At 59.9% G+C, this 20,746-nt stretch carries 18 protein-coding genes and 1 pseudogene; 4 read left to right on the top strand and 15 right to left on the bottom strand.

Annotation, left to right across the window (positions count from 1 at the left end):
- Positions 1 to 22: 22 nt before the first annotated feature.
- Complete coding sequence (locus J2X71_RS09370; protein WP_310381548.1) at positions 23 to 883, bottom strand: helix-turn-helix domain-containing protein; 861 nt, start codon at positions 881 to 883, stop codon at positions 23 to 25.
- 135 nt (positions 884 to 1,018) lie between these two features.
- On the opposite strand from J2X71_RS09370, the gene J2X71_RS09365 reads away from it, so the two are divergent.
- On the top strand, positions 1,019 to 1,867 hold the full coding sequence (locus tag J2X71_RS09365; protein WP_310381546.1) for an N-acyl homoserine lactonase family protein: 849 nt from the start codon (positions 1,019 to 1,021) through the stop codon (positions 1,865 to 1,867).
- A gap of 267 nt (positions 1,868 to 2,134) precedes the next feature.
- Here the strand turns inward: J2X71_RS09365 and atzF are convergent, their stop codons facing one another.
- The 7 genes from atzF to J2X71_RS09330 form a co-directional block, all read right to left on the bottom strand.
- Positions 2,135 to 3,961, bottom strand: a complete 1,827-nt coding sequence (atzF, locus tag J2X71_RS09360) for an allophanate hydrolase (protein ID WP_310381544.1) — start codon at positions 3,959 to 3,961, stop codon at positions 2,135 to 2,137.
- A 4-nt stretch (positions 3,962 to 3,965) separates the two neighbouring features.
- Positions 3,966 to 4,607 (bottom strand): cysteine hydrolase, encoded by a 642-nt coding sequence (locus tag J2X71_RS09355; protein ID WP_310381542.1) that lies wholly within the window; start codon positions 4,605 to 4,607, stop codon positions 3,966 to 3,968.
- Entirely contained in the window at positions 4,600 to 5,286 is a 687-nt protein-coding gene (locus J2X71_RS09350) for an isochorismatase family cysteine hydrolase (RefSeq protein WP_310381540.1), read from the bottom strand. The genes J2X71_RS09355 and J2X71_RS09350 overlap by 8 nt, the downstream gene beginning before the upstream one ends.
- Positions 5,283 to 6,431: an ABC transporter ATP-binding protein gene (locus J2X71_RS09345; RefSeq protein ID WP_310381538.1), complete on the bottom strand. Its 1,149-nt coding sequence runs from the start codon at positions 6,429 to 6,431 to the stop codon at positions 5,283 to 5,285. The genes J2X71_RS09350 and J2X71_RS09345 overlap by 4 nt, the downstream gene beginning before the upstream one ends.
- An 11-nt stretch (positions 6,432 to 6,442) precedes the next feature.
- Positions 6,443 to 7,264 carry a carbohydrate ABC transporter permease gene (locus J2X71_RS09340; protein ID WP_310381536.1) on the bottom strand — a complete coding sequence of 274 codons (822 nt, stop codon included), beginning with the start codon at positions 7,262 to 7,264 and terminating at the stop codon, positions 6,443 to 6,445.
- 4 nt (positions 7,265 to 7,268) lie between these two features.
- Positions 7,269 to 8,168: a sugar ABC transporter permease gene (locus tag J2X71_RS09335; protein WP_310381534.1), complete on the bottom strand. Its 900-nt coding sequence runs from the start codon at positions 8,166 to 8,168 to the stop codon at positions 7,269 to 7,271.
- 139 nt (positions 8,169 to 8,307) lie between these two features.
- Positions 8,308 to 9,603 (bottom strand): sugar ABC transporter substrate-binding protein, encoded by a 1,296-nt coding sequence (locus tag J2X71_RS09330; RefSeq protein WP_310381532.1) that lies wholly within the window; start codon positions 9,601 to 9,603, stop codon positions 8,308 to 8,310.
- Between the two features lie 374 nt (positions 9,604 to 9,977).
- Between J2X71_RS09330 and J2X71_RS09325 the strand changes: the two genes are divergently transcribed.
- Positions 9,978 to 11,456: an NAD(P)/FAD-dependent oxidoreductase gene (locus tag J2X71_RS09325; protein WP_310381530.1), complete on the top strand. Its 1,479-nt coding sequence runs from the start codon at positions 9,978 to 9,980 to the stop codon at positions 11,454 to 11,456.
- Between the two features lie 61 nt (positions 11,457 to 11,517).
- Here J2X71_RS09325 and J2X71_RS09320 read toward each other — a convergent pair whose 3' ends face one another.
- The 5 genes from J2X71_RS09320 to J2X71_RS09300 all read right to left on the bottom strand — a co-directional run bounded on the left by J2X71_RS09320 (position 11,518) and on the right by J2X71_RS09300 (position 16,870).
- Positions 11,518 to 12,600 carry a questin oxidase family protein gene (locus tag J2X71_RS09320; RefSeq protein ID WP_310381527.1) on the bottom strand — a complete coding sequence of 361 codons (1,083 nt, stop codon included), beginning with the start codon at positions 12,598 to 12,600 and terminating at the stop codon, positions 11,518 to 11,520.
- Positions 12,601 to 12,869: 269 nt separating this feature from the next.
- Positions 12,870 to 13,703: a DeoR/GlpR family DNA-binding transcription regulator gene (locus J2X71_RS09315; protein ID WP_310381525.1), complete on the bottom strand. Its 834-nt coding sequence runs from the start codon at positions 13,701 to 13,703 to the stop codon at positions 12,870 to 12,872.
- Between the two features lie 163 nt (positions 13,704 to 13,866).
- Positions 13,867 to 14,550, bottom strand: a complete 684-nt coding sequence (locus tag J2X71_RS09310) for an HAD family phosphatase (protein ID WP_310381523.1) — start codon at positions 14,548 to 14,550, stop codon at positions 13,867 to 13,869.
- Positions 14,547 to 16,055, bottom strand: coding sequence for an FGGY-family carbohydrate kinase (locus tag J2X71_RS09305; RefSeq protein WP_310381521.1), 1,509 nt, complete (start codon positions 16,053 to 16,055; stop codon positions 14,547 to 14,549). The genes J2X71_RS09310 and J2X71_RS09305 overlap by 4 nt, the downstream gene beginning before the upstream one ends.
- A gap of 14 nt (positions 16,056 to 16,069) precedes the next feature.
- Positions 16,070 to 16,870 carry a BtpA/SgcQ family protein gene (locus J2X71_RS09300; RefSeq protein WP_310381519.1) on the bottom strand — a complete coding sequence of 267 codons (801 nt, stop codon included), beginning with the start codon at positions 16,868 to 16,870 and terminating at the stop codon, positions 16,070 to 16,072.
- A 161-nt stretch (positions 16,871 to 17,031) separates the two neighbouring features.
- On the opposite strand from J2X71_RS09300, the gene J2X71_RS09295 reads away from it, so the two are divergent.
- Positions 17,032 to 17,817 (top strand): SDR family NAD(P)-dependent oxidoreductase, encoded by a 786-nt coding sequence (locus tag J2X71_RS09295; protein ID WP_310381516.1) that lies wholly within the window; start codon positions 17,032 to 17,034, stop codon positions 17,815 to 17,817.
- A gap of 270 nt (positions 17,818 to 18,087) precedes the next feature.
- Here the strand turns inward: J2X71_RS09295 and J2X71_RS09290 are convergent.
- Together J2X71_RS09290 and J2X71_RS09285 are read right to left on the bottom strand one after the other, a co-directional pair.
- Positions 18,088 to 18,468, bottom strand: a pseudogene (locus J2X71_RS09290) (ABC transporter substrate-binding protein); the annotation flags it as partial.
- Positions 18,459 to 18,797, bottom strand: coding sequence for a transposase (locus J2X71_RS09285; RefSeq protein ID WP_405049691.1), 339 nt, complete (start codon positions 18,795 to 18,797; stop codon positions 18,459 to 18,461). The gene J2X71_RS09285 and the pseudogene J2X71_RS09290, both read right to left, overlap by 10 nt.
- Positions 18,798 to 19,078: 281 nt before the next feature.
- Here J2X71_RS09285 and J2X71_RS09280 point away from each other — a divergent pair, with 281 nt between their 5' ends.
- Entirely contained in the window at positions 19,079 to 20,734 is a 1,656-nt protein-coding gene (locus J2X71_RS09280) for a bifunctional diguanylate cyclase/phosphodiesterase (protein WP_310381514.1), read from the top strand.
- Positions 20,735 to 20,746 lie beyond the last annotated feature (12 nt).

Below are 20,746 nucleotides of genomic sequence, written 5' to 3'. Positions count from 1 at the left end.
AAGCTCATCGACCTGCGCGAAGCTATGCTCGCCCTGTTGGGCTGGTCCCAAAACTCTCGCGAAACCGGCGGGAGAAGTGTGAGCGCGACACGTAGCCCGCAGCCTCGGCGGCGGCGATTGCCGTAGCGCCAGATGTGATTGCATGTTGCGCGGCCTTTAGTCGCTCGCGCCGCAAGATTGCGCGGAAGGACGTGCCGTCCGCGGCCAATCGACGTCGTAGCGTGGACGCTCCAATTCCGAGTTTTCCTGCGACATCAGAAACGTTCCAAGCCTCCGAAGGGGCCGTTGCGATCAGCCAGGCGATGTCGTCGGACAGGCTTTGTCTGAAGAGCGGTCGCGCCTCGGCAAGTGGCCGCGATAGCGCCAGTACCTCTGTCAGCCTCAGCCGTTTGATTGTTTCGCCGACGCTGACATCGGCGATCGTGGATGCTGCGTGGCAAATCGTCTCGACGAGATCGATGCTCAGCGGCACGGCGTCGAGATCGACTGCATTATGGGCGCGCTCCGCAACGGAGAGCGGTGGAATGCCCTCCGGCAGGAACGGCACATCGAGCCGCAACGCTGCGTAGACGCCGGTTTTATCGTCTGGAATGTTGACCACGTCCATCGGCACGCCACCGGGCAAGACGAAGAGCGAGCCGGCCGAAAAGGACCGGGTGCGATCGCCAAGCCACACGTCCTTTTGGCCATAGAGCACGACGCAGATCATCGGACAATCAAGTCGAAGAGCTGCCACCCGTTCGCGGTCGAAGCAGCAATAGGCGAAAAGCTGCCCGCCATAGGGATGCATCCCAACATCGAGCTTTCCCGCCACCATGGGGCGGAGTCGATCGAGCAGGCGTTGGGAAAGCTCGGAACGTCGGTCGCGGATCATCATGTTCATAAGCACAATCTATGAGAAGGCGCGGCAAGAAAAAATACCGCCGGTGAGCGTTTCGGGCCCAAGTGATCACAAATCTGGCGCATGCCGAGTGGCCAAGGGCGGCACAAGAAGGATCTTCAAGACAAGGAGACCTTCATGAAGACCTTCAAATCTGCGCTTGCCATCGGGGCAACGGTCGCATCGCTGTCCTTCGCTTCCACGCCGACACGCGCTGCTCCAGACCTTGAACTCTGGCGTCTCGACTGCGGCGACGTCATCGTCAAGGATTTATCGATGTTTTCCGACACCTTCGCTTTTGCCGGCAAGAAGGGCGAGCTGACGGATAGCTGCTACGTTATCCGCCACGGCGGCGACTACCTTCTTTGGGACACCGGGCTTCCCGCTGGCATCGTCGGCAAGGCACCCGATCAGAATGCGCCGATCGGCGTCTCGCTCAAAACCGACATCCCGACTCAGTTGAAACAGATCGGCATCAAACCGGAGCAAATCGCAACCGTCGGCATCAGCCACAACCATTTCGACCATCTCGGGCAGGCTGCGACCTTTTCGAAAGCCACGCTTATGATCGGCGCCGCCGATTGGCAGACTTTTCACGACAATCCTCCGCCCTTCGCGGTCGTACCCGATCTCGTCAAACCCTGGCTCGATGGCAAGGCGAAACTCGACCTCGTGACGGGTGACCGTGACGTCTTCGGCGACGGTTCCGTGATGATGCTGTCGATGCCTGGTCATACGAAAGGGGAAGCCGCCCTCCTGGTAAAGCTTGCAAAGATGGGGCCGGTCCTGTTGTCCGGCGATGTCGTGCATTTCGAGGATAATCTGGCCACCCACGGCGTGCCGCGTTTCAATGAAAACCGTGCCGACACGCTCGCATCGATGGAACGCCTCGAAGCGGTGGCAGCCGGGCTGAACGCAACGCTCGTCATCCAACACGATCCCACTCATATTTCTCGCCTGCCGGCCTTCCCCGAAAGCGCAAGATAGGCGACGCGATCGCCATCGGCACATAATCACAAATGCCACCGGCGTTGACATGCCGGTGGCAGCAACACGGTCGGGCTCGCCAACATCGTTCCCTTGGCAACCGGAGGCCGGCCATCCCTCCTTCACCTCCAGCGGTCTTCTCGGGCTCGAGGTGCTCGGCACTAACGCTCCTTTCGCCCTTTTTCATGCGCTTCATTGAAGCTCAATGTGCGATGGATCCGACGTTCGCATCACCATGGACCCGGCGAACAGGCCACTGGATCGTTTTCAGGCGCTTTGCGCGCAATAGGCACGCCAGCCGCCATAACCAGTGATATCCGGCTGGCCGGCGACGGCCGCACTTTCACAGAGAAAGCCGGTCACCTGCGAACCGTCGTCGAGCGTCAGCTTGCCGACGCCGAGCGGCGCGGGAATGCGACCGATGAAATCGCCGAAACCAGCAACCGGCAGCGCCCAAATTTCGACGACGACCGGCGCGCCGCTTTCAGCGCGGATCAGGCCTGGTTTGGCCGGAACAGTTCCAGTCAGCGCGTAGAGCCTGTAGTCGCTGCTGGTGGCGGTGGACCGACGGAAAAAGCCGCCGCGTTCGACAAGTTCGTGGTTGAGCGGCATGCCGGAAAGATGGGCACCAACCACGGCGATCTCCCGATAGCCTTCCGGCAGCGGCTGTTCGACGACTTCCGGATACGGGTTGTCGAACTTGGCCAGCTTGAGGCCCGTTGCCTTGTGGAAGGCGGCGGCTATGCCGGCTGCGCGCGCCTCCTCGAAACCCGGCGCCAGGAACGTGACGCCGAGCGGCAGGCCGTCCTTGCGGAAGCCGTTGGGAACGGCAATACCGCAAAGCCCCATGAGATTGACGAAGTTCGTATAGATGCCGAGCTTGCTGTTCAGCTCGATCGGGTTCGCGGCGATCTCCTCCTTTGTGTAGATCGTCGGTGTCGTGGGCACCAGCAGAACGGCGATGTCCTTCCATACGGCGCGCGTGTCGCGCTTGAGTTCGGCGATGCGATGGATTGCCGCGAAGGTGTCGATGGCGCTGAAGTTGCCGGATTTCGAGAGGATCTGCCGCGTTACCGGATGGATTGCATCCCGATACTTCTCCAGCACGCTGTCGAGGCTGAGCGCGCGTTCGGAAATCCAGGGGCCGTCATAGAGAATGCGTTGCGTTTCCTCGAAGGGCGTGAAATCCACCTCGACCTTCTCGCCGCCCAAGGCGATCAGCCGTTCGACAGCTTCGCCGAACAGGCGCTCGGCTTCGGCGTCACCGAAGAAACGAAGCGCATCGCCGGCCGGCACGCCGAAACGGAAGTGCGGCGGCGGCGCGACGGGAGTGAGCTGCACCTCGTCGGCTTCCGGCTTCGAGAAGGGATAGGACGGGTCATAGCCCGCCATCAGCTTCAGCACGCTCATGCCGTCCTCGACCGTCAGCGAGAATACGGAGAGCGTTTCGATGGTCTTTACGCAGCCGCCGCCGGAAACACAGGCATTGCTGACCAGACCGGGCGTCGGCTTGACGCCCACGATGTTGTTGAAGCCTGCCGGTACGCGTCCCGAGCCGGCGGCATCGTTGGCGATGGAAAAACTCGAAAGACCGGCGGCCACGGAAACGCCCGAGCCCGAGCTCGACCCCCCGGAAATGTAACGCTCGTCGAAGACGGAGGAGCAGGCGCCATAGGGTGTGCGCATGCCCACCAGACCGATGCCGAACTGGTCCATATTGGTCTTGCCGATGAGAAGCGCGCCGGCCTCGAAAAGGCGGTCGAGCGCCTGGCCGGAGGAGTGGGCAACATAGGCGGCTTCCTTGAGCGCGTTCGTCGTCGGCAGGCCGACGATATCGTTGCAGTCCTTCACCGAGAAGGGGATTCCCCAGAGCGGTCGTCCATCATGGCCGGCGGCCTCCAGCTCGGCTGCGGCCTTGAGCGCGGTCGCGCGCGACACGAGATAGGTCCAGACGTGGTCGTCGCCGCGTGCTTCTATGCGGTCGTAGATGGCGTTGACGACGCGGGTCGGCGTCAGGCCACCGGTAGCATAAGCCTTGCCGAGCGTGGTGAGATCGAGGCTGCCTGTGGCGTCGGACCAGGTGAATTCTGACATGATGCTACTCCTGAATTGTCGTTAGTGCCGCCAGGACGTCGGCGGTGGCGGCAACCGTGCCGAAAAGGCCGTTGCCGAAAGTTGTGATACGCAATTGCGCGCTGTGGCGCAGGGGCGAGGTGCCCTTGCAGGCATCCGCCACCGTCAGGCACTCGAAACCCATGTCGTTGGCCGCGCGCTGTGTGGCGTGAACGATGCCTTCGGTCGGAAGGCCGGTCACGAGCAGGTTCCGCACGCCGCGCTGGCGCAGCTCATCCTCGAGCCCCGTGCGGAAAAATGCGTTGTCGCCACCATGATCGACGAGGATTGCGTTATCGGGCAGCTCCAGCATTTCGCTCAGCGCCCATTCGGCAGAATGTCTAGCGGGAACATGGTCGCCGAGGAGACGACGGCGAGCCGCTATCGCGCTTTCGGACGGGTCTGCTCCACGGCGGGCGGCAACGACGGTAAGGCCGGCTTTCTTGGCCCCTTCGAGCAGTTCCATGGCGGCTTCGAGCTCCGGCCCGGCCGACAGCGCGGCAATGTTGCCGTTCTGGAATCCGAGGAGCAGAAGCGCGGTGTCGATCGCCGACCAGACCCCGTCAAAGGGCCAGGAATAGGGATTGGCGGCAATGGCGCCGAAGTTTTTCATGTCGCGCTCAGCCATCGAGCATCTCCAGCATGGCATTGAACGCAGCCCGGTCGGAGACGCCGCCCCAGCGCCCGCCGAATGCCCCAAGGATTTCGAGGGTCGCCTCGTGATTGGGTGTTTCGACCGCCGCCGTGCAGTCTTCGAGAAGCACGCACTCGATGCCGTATTCGAAACCGTCTCGCAGGGTGGATTGCACGCAACAATCCGAGGTGACACCGGTGACGACAAGGCGAGAGATGCCGCGCTTTTTCAGTTCGTCCGCCAGTTCGGTGCGGTGGAATGACGACTTGCCCGGCTTGTCGATCACCAGTTCTCCCTCGACGGGACTTAGTTCGGGAATGATCTGCCAGCCCGGCTCGCCATGCACCAGGATACGGCCAGTCTTGCCCTGATCGCCGATACCGAGCCCATGGACGCGGGTGCGCCATTGCTTGTTGGCATGCAGGTCCAAAAGATCGGGTCGGTGTCCCTCTCGGGTGTGAATAACGGTGATCTCCGCCTCCCGGGCAGCTTTAAGGACATCGCGGATCGGCGCGATGACGGAGCGGGTGTTGGAGACATCCTCGCCGAGTTGGTCGACCCAGCCGCCGGGGGCGCAGAAATCCACCTGCATGTCGATGATGATGAGCGCGATCTCCGCCCTTGAGACGGGACCGCCGAGCGGCCAGAAGCCGCCGGTTGCCGGACTCGTCACAAGGTTACTCCCGTTTGCGCATCAAAAACGAGGATGGACGCCGGATCGATGGCGAAGGACACGCTCTCGTCGCGGCTGATGCGATGGCTGCCGTCGATCATGGCCTTCAGCTTCGGCGACGACTTCATCACATCGCGCTCGTCCTCGATCATGTCGGCATGGCCCATGGCGATCTCGCCGGAATCGAGATGCAGCAGCAGGTCGGCTCCCAGATCCTCGACGAACAGGACCCTGGCGGAGAGGGTTCCCGGTCCCGTCGAGCCCGTGGTCACTTTGAAGGCTTCGGGGCGGATGCCGGCGACAACCTTGCCGCCAATGCGTCGGGCCAGCCGGTCCGCCGAGGCCGGAAGCGGGAGCAGGAAGGGACCGATCTGCAAGGCCGGTGCGCCGTCGCGACCAACGAGGGTCGCCTCCATGAAATTGATCGGCGGCGAGCCTATGAAGCTCGCGACGAACATATTCACCGGATTGTCGTAGAGCTTGCGAGGGGCATCGAGCTGCTGCAGTGTTCCCTTGTTCATCACGGCGACGCGATGACCCATCGTCATCGCCTCCACCTGGTCGTGCGTCACGTAGACCGTGGTGACCGCCCGCATACGCTGCAGCCTCGAAATCTCTGTCCGCATCTGGCCACGCAGTCGAGCATCGAGGTTCGAAAGCGGTTCGTCCATGAGGAAGGCGTTGGGCGAGCGAACCAGCGCCCGCCCCATGGCGACGCGCTGGCGCTGGCCACCGGAAAGGCGCGCCGGCTTCCGGTCGAGGAATTCCGTCAGTTCGAGCAGCGCAGCCGTTTCGCGAACCTTCTCCGCCACCTCCTCGGGCTTGGCGCCGCGAACCTTCAGTCCGAACGCGATATTTTCGCCGACGGTCAGATGCGGATAGAGCGCGTAGGACTGGAACACCATGGCGATATTGCGCTCGCGCGGGGCAAGATCATTGGCGACGGTATCGTTGATCCTGAGCGTGCCGCCGGTGATCTCCTCAAGGCCCGCGATCATGCGCAGCGCCGTGGTCTTGCCACAGCCCGACGGACCGACAAGCACCATGAATTCACCGTCGTTGATCGAGAGGTTAAAGTCCGTCAGCGCGGCAGACTTGCCGCCCGCATAGGTTTTGGACACGTTCTGAAACGAAATCTGGGCCATGGATCTGGGTCCTACTGTACGCCGTTCGTTGCGCCCTGAACGAAGTAGCGATTCATGAACAGCGCCATCAGGACAATCGGAATTGTTGAGAAGTGGGCGAGCGCGCCGAGCGTGCCCCAGGTGATGTCCTTGGTACCATAGGCGGTCAGCAACGCGACCGATATCGGCTTGGAATCGAGTGTCGTGAGGAACATTGGATGAAGGAAGTCGTTCCAGGAAAACATCATGCAGAACAGCGCGCAGGCGATCATGCCTGAACGGGTGGTCGGGACAGCGACCTTGAGGAAGGCACCCATCTGCGTGCAGCCATCGGTCAGTGCCGCCTCTTCCATGTCTGGAGGCAGCGACTTGAAGTAGGAGAACATCATCCAGGTCACGAAGGCACAGTTGAGCATGGTGTTGAAAACGATGACCGCCCACCAGCTTCCGAGCAGGCCGATGTCCCGCATGAGCAGATAGAAGGGGATCAGGGCTGCGATTGCCGGGATCATGCGGATCGCCAGGAAGAAATAGGCAAAGCCCGCGGCATATCGGGATTTGGATCTTGCCAGGGCATAACCCGCGGGGGTGCCGAGCAGCAGCGACAGAAGCGTCGTGCCGATGCTGATGACAAGCGACGAGCGCACCAGCGAGAACACGTCGAAAGCAGCGAAGGCCTTGCGGAACTGGTCGAGCGTTGGCTCGAAGAACAACCGCGGCGGCACGGAGAAGATCTGGTTCGAGGGCTTGTAAGCCGTGGAAATCAGCCAGCATACCGGCAGCAGGAACAGCACGGTAATGGTGAGAATGGTGGTCCGCTCGAGAAAGACGCGTCGTTTGGAAACCATGGCCATCGCATTACTTCCCATTGATCCGGACATCGGCGCGGCGCACCACCAGCATCAGCGCGGTCGCCATCAGCGCTATAAACAGCAGTGTGACGTTGCCGACCGCCGACGCATAGCCGACATTGAAGAATTGCAGCCCTTCCTTGACGCCGAGCATCATCAACGTGTTCGTAGCATCGTCGGGTCCACCCCCGGTCGTGACGAAGACGGAATCGAACACGCGGAAGGCGTCCATGCTTCTCAGCGTGAGCGCCAGGAAGACCGATGGCAGCATCAGCGGCAGGATAAGCATCCGAAAGCGCTGCCAGGCAGTTGCGCCATCAACCAGCCCCGCCTCCAGCACGTCTGCCGGCAGCGCTTTCAGTCCCGCGAGCAGGATCAGCGCCATCAGGGGCGTCCATTCCCAGCAATCGATAAAGATCAGCACCCAGAGCGCCGTGCCGCCGTCCGTCAGCAGCCCGCTGCGCGGCCCGATCCCGGCCTCTGACAGGAAGTAGCCGATCATACCGTAGTCCGCACCGAGCAACGCCTTGAAGATCAGGCCGACCACAAGCGGGGTGATCGTGGCGGGAATGAGCAGGAAGGCAAGGACGATGCGATTGAAGCGACTGTCGCGCCACAGCAGCAGTGCAAGGCAGAAGCCGAAAACCAGCTGCAACCCGACACTGAAGATCGTGAACTGAAAGGTATTGAGAATGGCCTTGCGGGCCGACGGATCCGAGAAGATGTCGAAGTAGTTCTGGAGGCCAACGAACTGGGTGCGGGCCGGGCGCAGAAGATGGTATTTATAGAAGCTGTACCAGATGCCCTGTCCAAGTGGCCACAATCCTACGGCTGCGACATATATGACGGCCGGCGCGGCCATGAAGAACAGGAAAAACCTGCGACGGTCTGAGAAGCTGTAACGCACAGGTCCAACGCTCCACTCTAAATTCGGCAGGCTGTCGCGGGAACAGCCAGCGCCTGTCATGTAGGTCGCAACTTTACTCAGGTTGCATTGAAGGTCGGCCCGCCACCCTTTTCTCCCGGATGGCGGGCGTCAAAGTCTGTCAGAACAGTTTTTCGGCTGCCGCCTGCGCTTTGTCCAGCGCATCCTTCGGCGTAACCGAGCCAGAGAGCGCCGAGTTCACGGCAGTGCCAAGCAGATCCTGGATTTCCGGATACTGGGGAATGCGCGGGCGGAATTCGCCATTGCCGTGCTCATAAGTTTCCTTGAGAACCGGCAGGAAGTCGAATTTCGCGTTGAGATCAGGGTCATCGAGCTCGCTCTTGCGGATGAAGCCACCTGCCCCGAGCATATTGAATTCCTTGTGGACCTTCTTGCTGCTGATCCACTTGATAAAGGTCCAGGCAGCGTCCTGCTTGGAGGCGTCGATGTCGGCATTGATCGACAGGCCCCAGCCGCCGACGCCGTATTGCGGCGTCATGCCCGTTGCGACCGGAGCGACCGAAATACCAACCTTGCCGACCACGTTGGAGACCTTCGGATCGGAATAGGACGTCGCACCGACGGACCATGTCTGCATGAAGGCTGCAAGCCCCTGACGGAAACTTTCTTCGCGACCGCCCCAGTCGTATTCGATTGCGCCGGGAGGTGCGGCCTCCGTGAAGAGCTGCTTGTAAACCTCGAGGCTCTTGATATTGGCTTCGGAGTTCAGCGCCGGTTGGCCATCCTTGTTGAGAATGGAGCCGCCAAGCTGATTGTTATACTGCATCCAGTCTTGCGCGACCGCGGGCCCCTTCTGGCCATTGGCGACAAAGCCATACTGCTTCTTGGACGGGTCGTTGAGTTTCAGGGCGTCCTGGACAAGTTCTTCCATGTTCGCCGGCGGCTTCAGGCCGGCGGCTTCCAACAAGTCCTTGCGATAGGCCAGAACGTTGGCATAGGCCGCAAGCGGATAGGCAACATATTTGCCGTCATATTGCCCGAGGGATTCAAGGATCACCGGATAGATATCGTCGAGATCGAGTTCCGCCGCGTCGCGCTTTACCCTGTCGGTCAGGTCAACCGTATACTTGTTCTCCGCATAGGCGCCGGCCCAAACGATGTCCATGGTGACGAGGTCGTAGCCCTTGGTGTCGCCAATGAAGTCGGCGGTCGTCTTGGTCAGCAGCGTGCCATAGTCCATGATCTCGACCTTGACGTCCGCGCCCGTCTCCTCCTTGAAAGCGGGGGCGAGCGCCTGAAGGACGTTCGCGAAGCCGTCGTTCATGGAGGCGATCGTCAGCGTTACGCCATCGAGCGACTTTGCCTCGGCATAGGCAGCAGAAGCCATGAGCGCGAGCACCGATACCGCCAGCCTGCCTGCTTTAATGGTCATGCATGGTGAGGATAGTTTCATCATGGATCGCCAACCCCTTCTGTTTTTGAACCGGATGAAGGCAGGTTAGCTATGACCGCACTCAAGTCAAACAAAAATTCACATCCATCACAAAAAACATACCGAAGTCTATCTCTCTGATTAATCCTTTTGCAGGATGATCAATGCGTAGCCGCGATCTGATTTATTTTAAGGCAGTAGCGTCTAATTTTTCATCCTATTGTTTTTACAGAGATATTTTTCCACTCTATATTTCCCCGTTTCGTTCTCAGAAGGGAGCCACCGTTTGTGTTGCGAAGAAGAGTGCGTGTGCGAAAAAAATGAAAACAACACAATCAAACACTTTACAACTTTCCCCCTCTCGATACCTTGGTGTCGTTTCCTGGAGAAATGTCGCCATGCAGCCATCGCCAATGGATGTTTCAGCCCCACACCGCCCCGCATATGGTGCCGCAGCCGTCGCCGCACTTGAAGCGCAGGTTGCGCGCGACCTCACAACGATAGAAGTAGGCCTGCGCGAGTGGGTGCCGGAACGACGCCGCACATCCGGCGAGGCTATATCAGATGTCGTCATCGTGGGAGCAGGTCTCTCTGGCCTGTCGGTTGCCTTTGGGCTGAAGCGGCAGGGCGTCCAGCGCATACTCCTCATTGATGCTGCACCGGAGGGCCGCGAAGGACCCTGGATCACAACGGCGCGCATGCGCACATTGCGTTCGCCCAAGACCCTCACCGGGCCGGATCTCGGAATTCCGTCATTGACCTATCGGGCCTGGCATGAGGCCACATATGGGTCGCAACATTGGGAGACGCTGGACAAGATCGATCGGATCGACTGGATGGCATATCTCGGCTGGTTCAGATCGGTCCTTGCGCTGAATGTTTGCAACGATACAAAACTGATCCGGATCGAGCCCGATGAAGGGCATCTGCGCCTCCTTGTGGAACGAGAAGGGGTGCTAGGAGAGCTTTCCTGCCGCAAGGTCGTGCTGGCCACCGGCCTCGAAGGGGCCGGCAGCCTGAACGTGCCGGACGCAATTCGTGAAAACCTTCCACGTCAGCACTGGACCCATAGCGGTGACGAGATCGATGCCGGCTTCTTTGTCGGCAAACGGATCGGCGTGCTCGGTGCAGCCGCATCCAGCTTCGACTGGGCGGTCGCGGCTCTCGAGGCTGGCGCTGAATCCGTGACGGTTCTGGCGCGCTCGACTGTCCTGCCTCGCACGGAACTGCTTGATTGGTCGAATTTCCCCGGCTTTCTCAACCATTTCGCCGATCTCGATGATCACAGCCGCTACAGATTTGCCCGGCGGATGTTTGCCTTCAAAACACCGCCGACCAACGAGATGTTCAACCGCGCCATGGCACATGAGGCGTGCCGGCTGGTGACGGGCGCCTCTGTGCGGTCGGTCGCCATGGAGGGCGAGAAGATTTGCATAGGAACAGCCGCCGGCGATTTTCGGTTCGATCACCTCCTGCTCGGTACGGGCTATCGCGTCGATCTTTCATGCCGGCCGGAGCTTTCCAACCTGATCGGTTCGGTTGCGACATGGGAGGACCGCTTCATCCCGAACGAGGGAGAGGATGACCGCGATCTCCTGGCCTATCCCTATCTGGGCCCGGCTTTCGAATTCCTCGAGAAGACGCCTGGCTCTTTGCCGATGCTCGCCAACATCCATGTCTTCAACAATGCGGCGGTCCCGAGTCTTGGGCCTGTATGCAACGGCATCACCGGACTGAAATCTGGCGTGCCGAAACTCGTTTCCGGCATCTGTCGCGGCCTTTTCAAGGCCGATATCGAGCATTTCTACCGATCGCTCGACGGCTACGACAAGATCCATTTCCAGCCGGAATATTGCTTCGACGGCGGCGCTGCCTGAGGCGTCGGCCCGTCATCTGTCCTCAGGGCGCTAAGAATATGCCCCACGTTCAGCCCGTGACTTACCCCTGAAGGGCATGCGCATCGAAATCGATCAAGCCCATGCGGCGCGCGGCGACGACCTTGTAGAGCCGATCGCCGGTATCGCGAAACTCCTCGAATGCCGAAAACACCAGCGAATGGTCGTGTTCGTCATTTGAGGCGACGGCAGCGGCGGCAATGATCTCATCCGGCGGCACCGGCACAGTCCGCCATTGGTCGAGAACCTCCGGCGAGGGCAACGCCGGCATGTCAATCTTGGTATAGAGCGCCATGACGACTTCCCAGAAATGCATGGCGAGGCGTTGCGGCTCATCCAGATGGGGACTGACGAGCCGCAGCCAATGGCAGCCGGTGACGGCATGCAGGGCCTCGAAACTCATTGTCGCCGCAAACAGCGCAAGGGATGCGGGACGCATCCTGCCCAGCAGATCCGGCAACGGCGCCAAACGCCCGAGCCGCTCCTGAAACGCCGGCACCTTGCCCATGGCCTCGATCCATTTCCAGAGCAGATAGGTCGGCGCGTCGATATTGCGAAGCCGCGGATCGGCATGCATGTCGAGCAAAAGAGAGACCGGATCGATGGCGTCACGCCGGCGATCGGCCGGAATGACGTCGTAAGACAGGTAGGTGGCCGCCCAGTAGCCGAGCGCGACGGCAATCTCGGTATCGTCGCTGCGAAGCACTGCATAGGCGAGCCGCATCAATCCATGGGTGGCGGAAGCAGCAACGCCGGGAAAGAGGCGTGGCAGGTAGCGCCGGATGGCTGCGTGCCCGCCTATCTCGGCAACGACCCCCTGGAAGAAGCGCCGCAGGTCGCCCTCATGTTCGCGCTGCCCCAGCACCGTTTCCCAGTTCGAGGCATCGAGCTGCCTGACCGCCGCCGCCGGCAAGGGAACGGCATGAATGCGCGTGTAATGCTCCGCATATTCCTCCAGCCGCGCGGGTGAAGCGCCGAGCCGTCCCATAGCTTCGAGCACCATGGGAAGATGGTTGGCAAGCAGGACCGGAAACTCGCCGCTGTGACGGCCGATATCGGCGATCAACGAGGGCAGCCGCGCCCCGGCCGACGGATCGGGATAAATGCCTTTCAAGGAAGTGAACATGATCGCGCGCACCGTTTCTTCTGTCCGGAGACTTTTGCCCATCGGAAATGAGCCACAGGGGCTCAATTCACGAATAAAGAACAATCTCTAACAAAAAACAACAAATAGCAACCTGCCCCTCACTCCGGGGGAATTTCCAACGGATTATCGTTCGCATGCTCAATGCATGCAACGCGCATTCACGTCTTCAAAGGACAAGCACGTTCTCAGAAAGCAATCGTGATCCGGATTTAGGGACACTGCTTCGTGGATATGCGGAACTGGCCCGGTCAATTGGCGACGATAATTTCCACGTTTGCGTTGGTCAGCGCCTTGTAGAGGTCACCCGTCGGCATTTCGTCACAGATAAGCGTATTGAACTCCGTCAACGCGGCCACATAGACCAGAGACATGTTGTTGAATTTGGTTGAATCGCACAACACCACACGCCGGGACGCTCGTGAAAGATAGATACGCTTCATGTCCGTTTCTTCGAACGAATAGTCGAAGATCCCTTCTGACGTCAGGCCGGAAACACCGACGAAGGCCACGTCGAACCAGAGGGATTCGAACTGGTTCACGGCGGAAGAACCGCTCGTGGACATTTCCTCGCCGCGGATTCGACCGCCGGCGAGATAGATCTCCGCTCCTCTTCCGGCCAGATGTGCGGCGCTGCGAATGCTGTTGGTGAAGATCTTCGTATGCGGACGTACCGCCAGGGTTTCCGATACGAAATAGGTGGTCGTTCCAACGTCGAGCGCGATGCTGCGAGCTCCCGCGGCAAGATCGACGGCGGCAGAAGCAATCCGCTTCTTCAGGTTTTCATTTCGAACAAGGCGGGTTTCGAAGGCTGGCTCTTCGCTGTCGGCACTTTCGCTGACCGGCATCGCCGGCGCACGATCTGGCTTCACCGCGCCGCCATGGGTGCGAATAAGCTTGCCGTCCTTTTCGAGTTCTACGAGATCGCGGCGGACGGTCATTTCCGACACCGAGAGCTGCTGGGCCAGATCGCTTACGGTCACTGAGCCGAAGCGGCCGATCGCTTCGACAATTGCGGCCTGCCTGACCTGCGCCAGGAATTTGGGCCGTTCATTCGTTTTCAACGCCGACTGTTCCCTCGCCATCTGCCTCTTGTCTTTCGTTTGTCGCCAATGTCTGTTGCGACGAAGATAAAAGCTAGCTTAGCCGAAAGGGAAAGCGTTTCAAACAAAGCATGTTCGAATCAAACACGCCATGCACAGACGATTATGATCACCTCTGTGCGGAAGTACAGGCTGCACATTTCGCCTAACACGTATGGCTGATTGCATTGCCTATCGAAAAGAGGGCTGCGACCCCGGCCAGCACGTCGATCGTCAGATCCGGCCGCCGGTCCGTGTCCTCTTCCTCGAGACCGCCCTTCTGCATGGTGAAGAGCACAGCATAGAGACCTGCGGCCCTGGCGGAGACGAGACCGGTGAGACTGTCTTCGACAGCCACGATCGATGCAGGAGAAAACCCCAGGCGTTCTGCCGCGTTGCGATACGGCATGGGCGAGGGTTTGCCCTCCGCTACATCATCGAGGCTGATCGAAAAACGGATGCAGGAGGAAATGCCCATGGCATCGAGATTGGCGTCGACGATGGGCCTGCAGGAATTGGAAACGCATACTTGCGGAATGCCGATATCGGCGAGCATCCGGATGGTTTCGACCGCTCCTGGCACGGCCTGCAGGCTGTGCCAGTTTTCAATATAGTGGCAATTGATCGCGTCCAGCCATTCCTGTTCTGCGAGCCCTTGCGGCAGGCGGGACTGCAACAGCTTCCAGACGTCGCCCATGTGGACGCCGCGAAACGCCATATCCGGAAGATCGGACAGGTCGACGCCGAAACCCTGCGATGCCGCCACCAGCGCGCGATGGTGCAACGGTTCGCTATCGACCAGCGTTCCGTCGATATCCCACGCAACGGCCAGAAAGCCGGCATCACTCACGAGCCGGCTCTCCAGCGCGGCGCGAGCCGTTCGTAGAGGTCACGGTAGCGGAGGTAACCCTCCCGGTATGAAGCAACGTTCTCGGCCTGCGGCTGCAGGACTTCGGAGAAGGTGACGAAGCGGGTCACGCCCCGCCAGTCGTTTTCAAGGCCGACGCCGATCGCTGCCGTCCATGCCGCCCCGATGCAGGAGCCAGGATGACCGGACAGACGCTGTACCGGCGCATTCAGCACGTCAGCCACGATCTGCATCCAGATGGTGCTCTGCGATCCGCCGTCCGACACGAGGAAGCGCCTGAGATGGTGGCCCATATCGACCAGAACCTCGATATGGTGGCGGATCGCATAGGCATAGGCCTCCAGCAGGGCTCGCCAGAGATGGCCGATATCGTGCGAAAGCGTGAGCCCCTCAATGACGCCGCGCGCTGCGGGATGATGTATTGGGGTCTTCTCCCCGAGCAGATATGGCAGAATGGTCAGCCCGTCCGCGCCTGCAGGTTTGGCAGAAGCCAGGACATCAAGATGCTGATGAAGGCTTCGCCCCGCGGCCCGCGCCGCTTCCCGCTCGCCTCCGGCAAATGTCTCGACGAACCAGTTGAGGGCCGAACCGCCAGTCGACATGCAGCCATTCGGCATGAACAGGCCCGGCACGAGATGGTAGTCCAGAAACAGGCGCGGATCGGGCTTGACGAGATCAGTTGCTGTGAGAATGTCGACCGCTCCGCCGAATTTCAGGAGCACGTCGCCCGCATCAATGACACCTGCCCCGAGCGCCGAGGCGATCATGTCCGCCGCGCCGCCGACGACTGGCGTGCCGGCCGCCAGGCCAGTCTCGCTCGCGCCGCGGGCATCGATCAAGCCCATGATCTCGTGCGAAGCCCGCTTGGGCGGAAGGACGTCGGGCCTGACATGGGCAAGGCGGATCAGGTCCTCGTCGACAAGGCCCGTCGAAATATCCACGAAACCTGCTTCGAGCGCCCAGTTCTGCTCCATGGCCCGGCTGCCTGTCAGGCGATAGTTGATGTAGTCGTAGGAGCCGAACACAGTGGCAATGCGGGAGAAGACTTCCGGCTCGTGCCGCTCGATCCAGCGCAGCTTGGCCGTGACGAGTTGCTGGTTGATGCCATTGCCGGCCCGCTTGAGAAAATCGGGCTCGTTCCATTCCTGCCGAAGTTCGGCAACCTCCGCCCCGCAGCGGCCATCGCTCTGCTGGATGCTCGGACGCAGCACGGTACCCTCGCCGTCAAGCAGCACCACAGCCGGCAACATGCCGGTGACACCGACGGCCTTGACCTCGGACGCTTCGATGCCGCTCGCGTTCAGGAGTTCCGTCACGATGGCGCGCACATTGGCCCACCATTCGGCCGGGTCCTCCTCGGCCCATCCGGCGTGGGGGGAGGAAAGCGTGACCGGGCGGGTAGCGGTCGCCAATATGCGGTCAGGTAGCCCGACCAGGATGCCGATGGTCGAGGTCGTCCCGATATCCAGGCCAAGAACAACGGTCATAAAGCGGTTCCGTCTCAGCGCAATGTTTCGACTACGTCCATGAAGCGTTTGACGCGACTTGCGTCAACCGCATTCCAGGTGTTGCCGTCGACCTTGAAATGGGTGCCGATGACGACACCCTGCGCCATGCCGAGAATATCCCGGACGTTGTCGATGTTGACGCCGGTATTGGCGAAGACCGGGACGTCCTTTATGACGTCGCAGACATCGCGCAAGTCCGACTGATTGGCCGGCTGACCGGTAATCGGGCCCGAAACGAGGATCGCATCGGCAAGCGAGGAGAACACGGCGCTCCGGGCGCGAAGAGCGATCGGGCGCTGGTCGAGAGAATGGGCAAATTCCGCGTTGATGTTGAACAGCATCTTCATGTCCTTGCGGCCGAGAGTGGCGCGCAGGCGCGCGGCGCTGGCGCAATCCGGCTGCCACAATCCCATGTCCGAGGCGAACAGGCCCGTGAAGATCTCGCGCACGAAGCTTGCGCCGGTGACGGCCCCGATGGCGACGCTGGCCAGCGGATCCCACAGGTAGTTGACGCCGAACGGTACTTTCAGCGACGGCTTGATCGCCTGCACGATAGCCGTCATGGCCGCGATGCCTTCCGGCGAGCCCTTGAACACATACGGGCGGTCATTTTCATTGCCGAACATGATGGCGTCCACGCCGCCGGCCTGGAGCTTCTCCACATCCGACATTACACCATCGATCAGTTTCTGGACGCCGCCATCGGCATCATAGAGCGGAGAACCCGGCAGCGCCCCTATATGGGCCATGGAGATCACGACTTTCTTGCGGGCTCCAAAGCAGTCAAAAACCATTTCCAGATCCTTTAGCGGCGTCAGACTTTTCCGGGCGAAACGACCCGTCCGGTGTGAGATGTCGAAAGCATAGACAGAGAAACGAACGCAAGCAAACAAAAAAAACATTTGATAAGTTCGATTTTGTTTCTTATCGTGGTGCAGCATAATAAGGAGCAGTCATGACTCATCCGAGTTTCCCAGAACTACGCGAGCGCCGTGCCTTCCTTACCGGAGGCGGTACCGGCATCGGTCTTGCCATCGCAAAGGCGCTCGCCCGGCAGGGCGTAACGATCGCCATTGCGGATATCGATGTGCGATCTGCCGAAAAGGCGGCACAGGAAATCGGAAACGGCGCGATTGCCCTCGAGGTCGATGTGCGCAAGCGCGCGTCGGTTCAGGCGGCTTTTTCGACCGCGCTGGAGAAACTGGGCAGCACTGATATCCTGATCGCCAATGCCGGGGTTTCGACCATGCAGAAGGCGCTGGAACTGACCGACGAGGAATGGGATTTCAACTTCGATGTGAACACTCGCGGCATATTCCTGACCAACCAGATCGCCGGGCGTCATTTCTCGGAACAGGGCCGCGGCTGCATCGTCAACACTGCATCGCTGGCCGCCAAGGTCGGCGCCCCGCTTCTCGCGCACTATTCCGCGAGCAAGTTTGCGGTGCTCGGCTGGACGCAGGCGCTGGCGCGCGAGCTTGCTCCCCAGGGGATCAGGGTGAATGCTGTTTGCCCTGGCTTCGTCAAGACTGGAATGCAGAGCCGCGAGATCGAGTGGGAAGCCACCTTGCGAAGCATCACGCCGGAGCAGGTTTTCAACGAATATGTCGGGCAAACACCGCTCGGTCGCATCGAAACACCTGAGGACGTCGCCGACGTCGTCGTCTTCCTATGCTCTGACAGCGCCCGCTTCATGACCGGCCAGGGCATCAACGTTACCGGTGGCGTCTATATGACGTGATGGGCCGGGACGGCAAGCGTACCTGAGCACAAGTGCAAGGAGATGCCGCCAAACGGGGTATGCCGGTTTCAGAGTTTGTGCAGCTGGGGTGTCGACGCACAGTCCGGGGATATCACGTTGTAGTGCTTAACGGGTGCGGTGCGAGGTCTTCAAGCACGTGGCCCTGCGAATATCCGCTTTGTATGCAGCGAAACCGTTCCTCAAGTGTGCGTCGGATGGCAACCGCGATCGTTTCTTCCGTTTTATCCGCGAGCACTCGAGCCAACTGTCCGGCTTTTTTGCCGGATCGAGATCGTCCAATGTCTTGTTGCCTGCGTCGCCAGCCAACACGTTCAGCGTCACGCCAAGCTTTGCCCGTTGCTGGGCGACCAGCCGAAGCGTCGCCTTGTTCTGTGGCTGCGGCAGCGATTCATAAGCGGTCAGGACGAGCTTCTGTCCATCCTTCTCGCGCTGCCCATCCGCGCCGAGCTTCCAACCGGCCTGGTCCAGGAGCTTGGCGGCCTGCTCGGGATCGTAGTTCAGCTTGGAAGAGAGATCGACATAGCCCTGGGCGGCCGAGGCGATGATCGATTTTGCCTGAGGGTAATGGTCGGAAAATAGCGTCGTTACGATTTCCTGCGCGTTGGTTCCGTGAAGAAGAGTTATTTGTATTCTATTTTTTGCCGAAGGCGTGAAACGAACTTCCCGAGGATCGCGCGGCGTTGTGCACGCGATTGCCGTGACCGGCATCCGATGCGGAAGGGAGCGGAGTTCTCCAGCACACCCATCTCGGTCCAGCCGTAATAGCGCCCGCTTGACGCCAGATGGTCGTCATACTGCGCAGGCAAATCGCGGCCGCGTGCGCCTGACCGGGCCATCCAGATCAACGCATCGACGACGCGACGATTGTTCAGAGCGTGGCCTTCGCTGCCCCCTTCGCGCTTCGGGCAAAAAGATCCGATCCGAGACCATCGGTCAGCGCTGGGTGTGTCGATATCCATGACACGCCTCGAATGGCCAGTCTTGAATCCAATTTGCCCAAACCGCGAATTCCAAAACGTTAAATCGTCACCACGACTAGTCCGCGACCCACACTTTTAGCTATATAAGGAGAAGGCCCAGCAATCAGCACGCCAGCCGAAAGTTGCAATTGCCTGTGCGAAAAAGAGGTTTGAACATTTTTAATCCGGACTATCTAAATTAGATACTGCATACCTAAGTTGTGGCGGCTTTGAGTTGCGGTGATCGTTCTCAGGGAAACTCGACCATGGAGAGCTCAGACATGCGTAAAGCTCGTGCCACGCGCGCGACTCCTGAAGATAGACAGGAACATGCCCCGAGCCCGATCGATCGGCTCTTATTCTTCGACCACGATTTCAATCCGATCAAAAACTTGCTGGGCGATGAACTGCCCGCTGCGCTTGCGCCCGCGATGTCGCTATGGGAGCATTTTCCAGAGCTGGACAAATTGGCGACCATGCAGGCACTCCGCTCAATGGGCGAAGGCGTCCAGTCCTTGCGATTGTCGATCAATATCAGGAAACCTGGTTCGCAAAGACTGACGATCTTTCAGATCGGAAATATGTACGCCGTTGTTCGATCGGGCGATCGCCTTGACGACGAACGAGCAACCCTATTGCATCTGGCAACCCACGATCCGTTGACGGGCTTGCCAAATCGACGCCAGTTTAGCGAGGATCTCGCTGTGTCGTTGACGCAAATAGCTGCCTCGGGCGAGACCTTGTCTCTGATGCAGCTTGACCTCGACGACTTCAAGCCTGTGAACGACACGTTGGGTCATCCGGCCGGAGACAAGCTTCTTCAGCTTGCTGCTAGCCGCATTCAAGGATGCCTTGCAGAAGACGACAGGGCTTATCGCCTCGCGGGTGACGAATTCATGGTCATCTCCATGGGCCTGGGACATCCGGCCAAGGGTCACCAACTGGCGGAAGCCCTAGTTGCGGCATTTCAAAAGCCCTTCATGATCGACGGCATCGCGGTGTTTGTCGGCAGCAGCGTTGGCGTGTCAAGTGCGCCACCGGACGGCGCCAGTCCGGAGCAACTCATGAAGGCGTCTGACGTCGCACTCTACGCCGCGAAGAAAGAAGGTCGCCGTCGCGCAAAATCGTTTGATCCTTCAATGCTTGAATTGCTGGAGCAGCGCGAGCTACTGCGCCGGAGCCTTCGAATAGCCCTGGCAAACCACCAATTCTCAATGGAGTATCAACCAATCGCGGAGGTCGGTTCCATCGTCGGCTTCGAAGCGCTTCTGAGATGGCACCACCCCCTGCTCGGAAGTATTCCTCCAAGCACCTTCATTCCGATGGCCGAAGCAGATGGCTTGATGCCGGAAATAGGCGCATGGGTTTTGGAACAGGCATGTCGGGAAGCGATGAACTGGCCACAGAACTACATCGTCGCCGTCAATGTGTCGGCGGCTGAATTCCTGACAAACGGCCTTACCGATCGGATTTCGCAAACGCTGGATCTTGTCGGATTTCCATCGGATCGCCTGGAGCTTGAAATAACCGAGAGCGTGCTGCTCGAGCGGACCGTCAACAACATCGACACCCTCAATACTCTCAACGTGCTGGGCATCAAAATCGCCCTCGACGACTTCGGGACAGAATATTCATCCCTCAGCTATCTGAAAACATTCCCTTTCGACACGATAAAAATCGATCGATATTTTATTACTGATCTCGAAAGCGATTTCAAAAGCCAGGCAATCGTGCGCTGTGTCATTGAGCTTGCACATGGCCTCCACATGCGCGTCACCGCCGAAGGGGTTGAGACGGCACAGCAGGCGGACTGGTTGCGCAAGGCGGGATGCGACAGGCTACAAGGCTATTTGGTGAGCAGACCGCTCCCGATCGCGACGATTGGGGAATTTATCGATCATGCGAACACATCCCAAGGCCGCGCCGCGCAATTGTGAGTGCGAACGTTA

This window comes from Rhizobium sp. 1399, assembly GCF_031455475.1.
GTDB lineage: Bacteria > Pseudomonadota > Alphaproteobacteria > Rhizobiales > Rhizobiaceae > Rhizobium.
The sequence above is the reverse complement of the archived record's forward strand: the minus strand, read 5'-3'. Positions and strand labels throughout refer to the sequence as shown.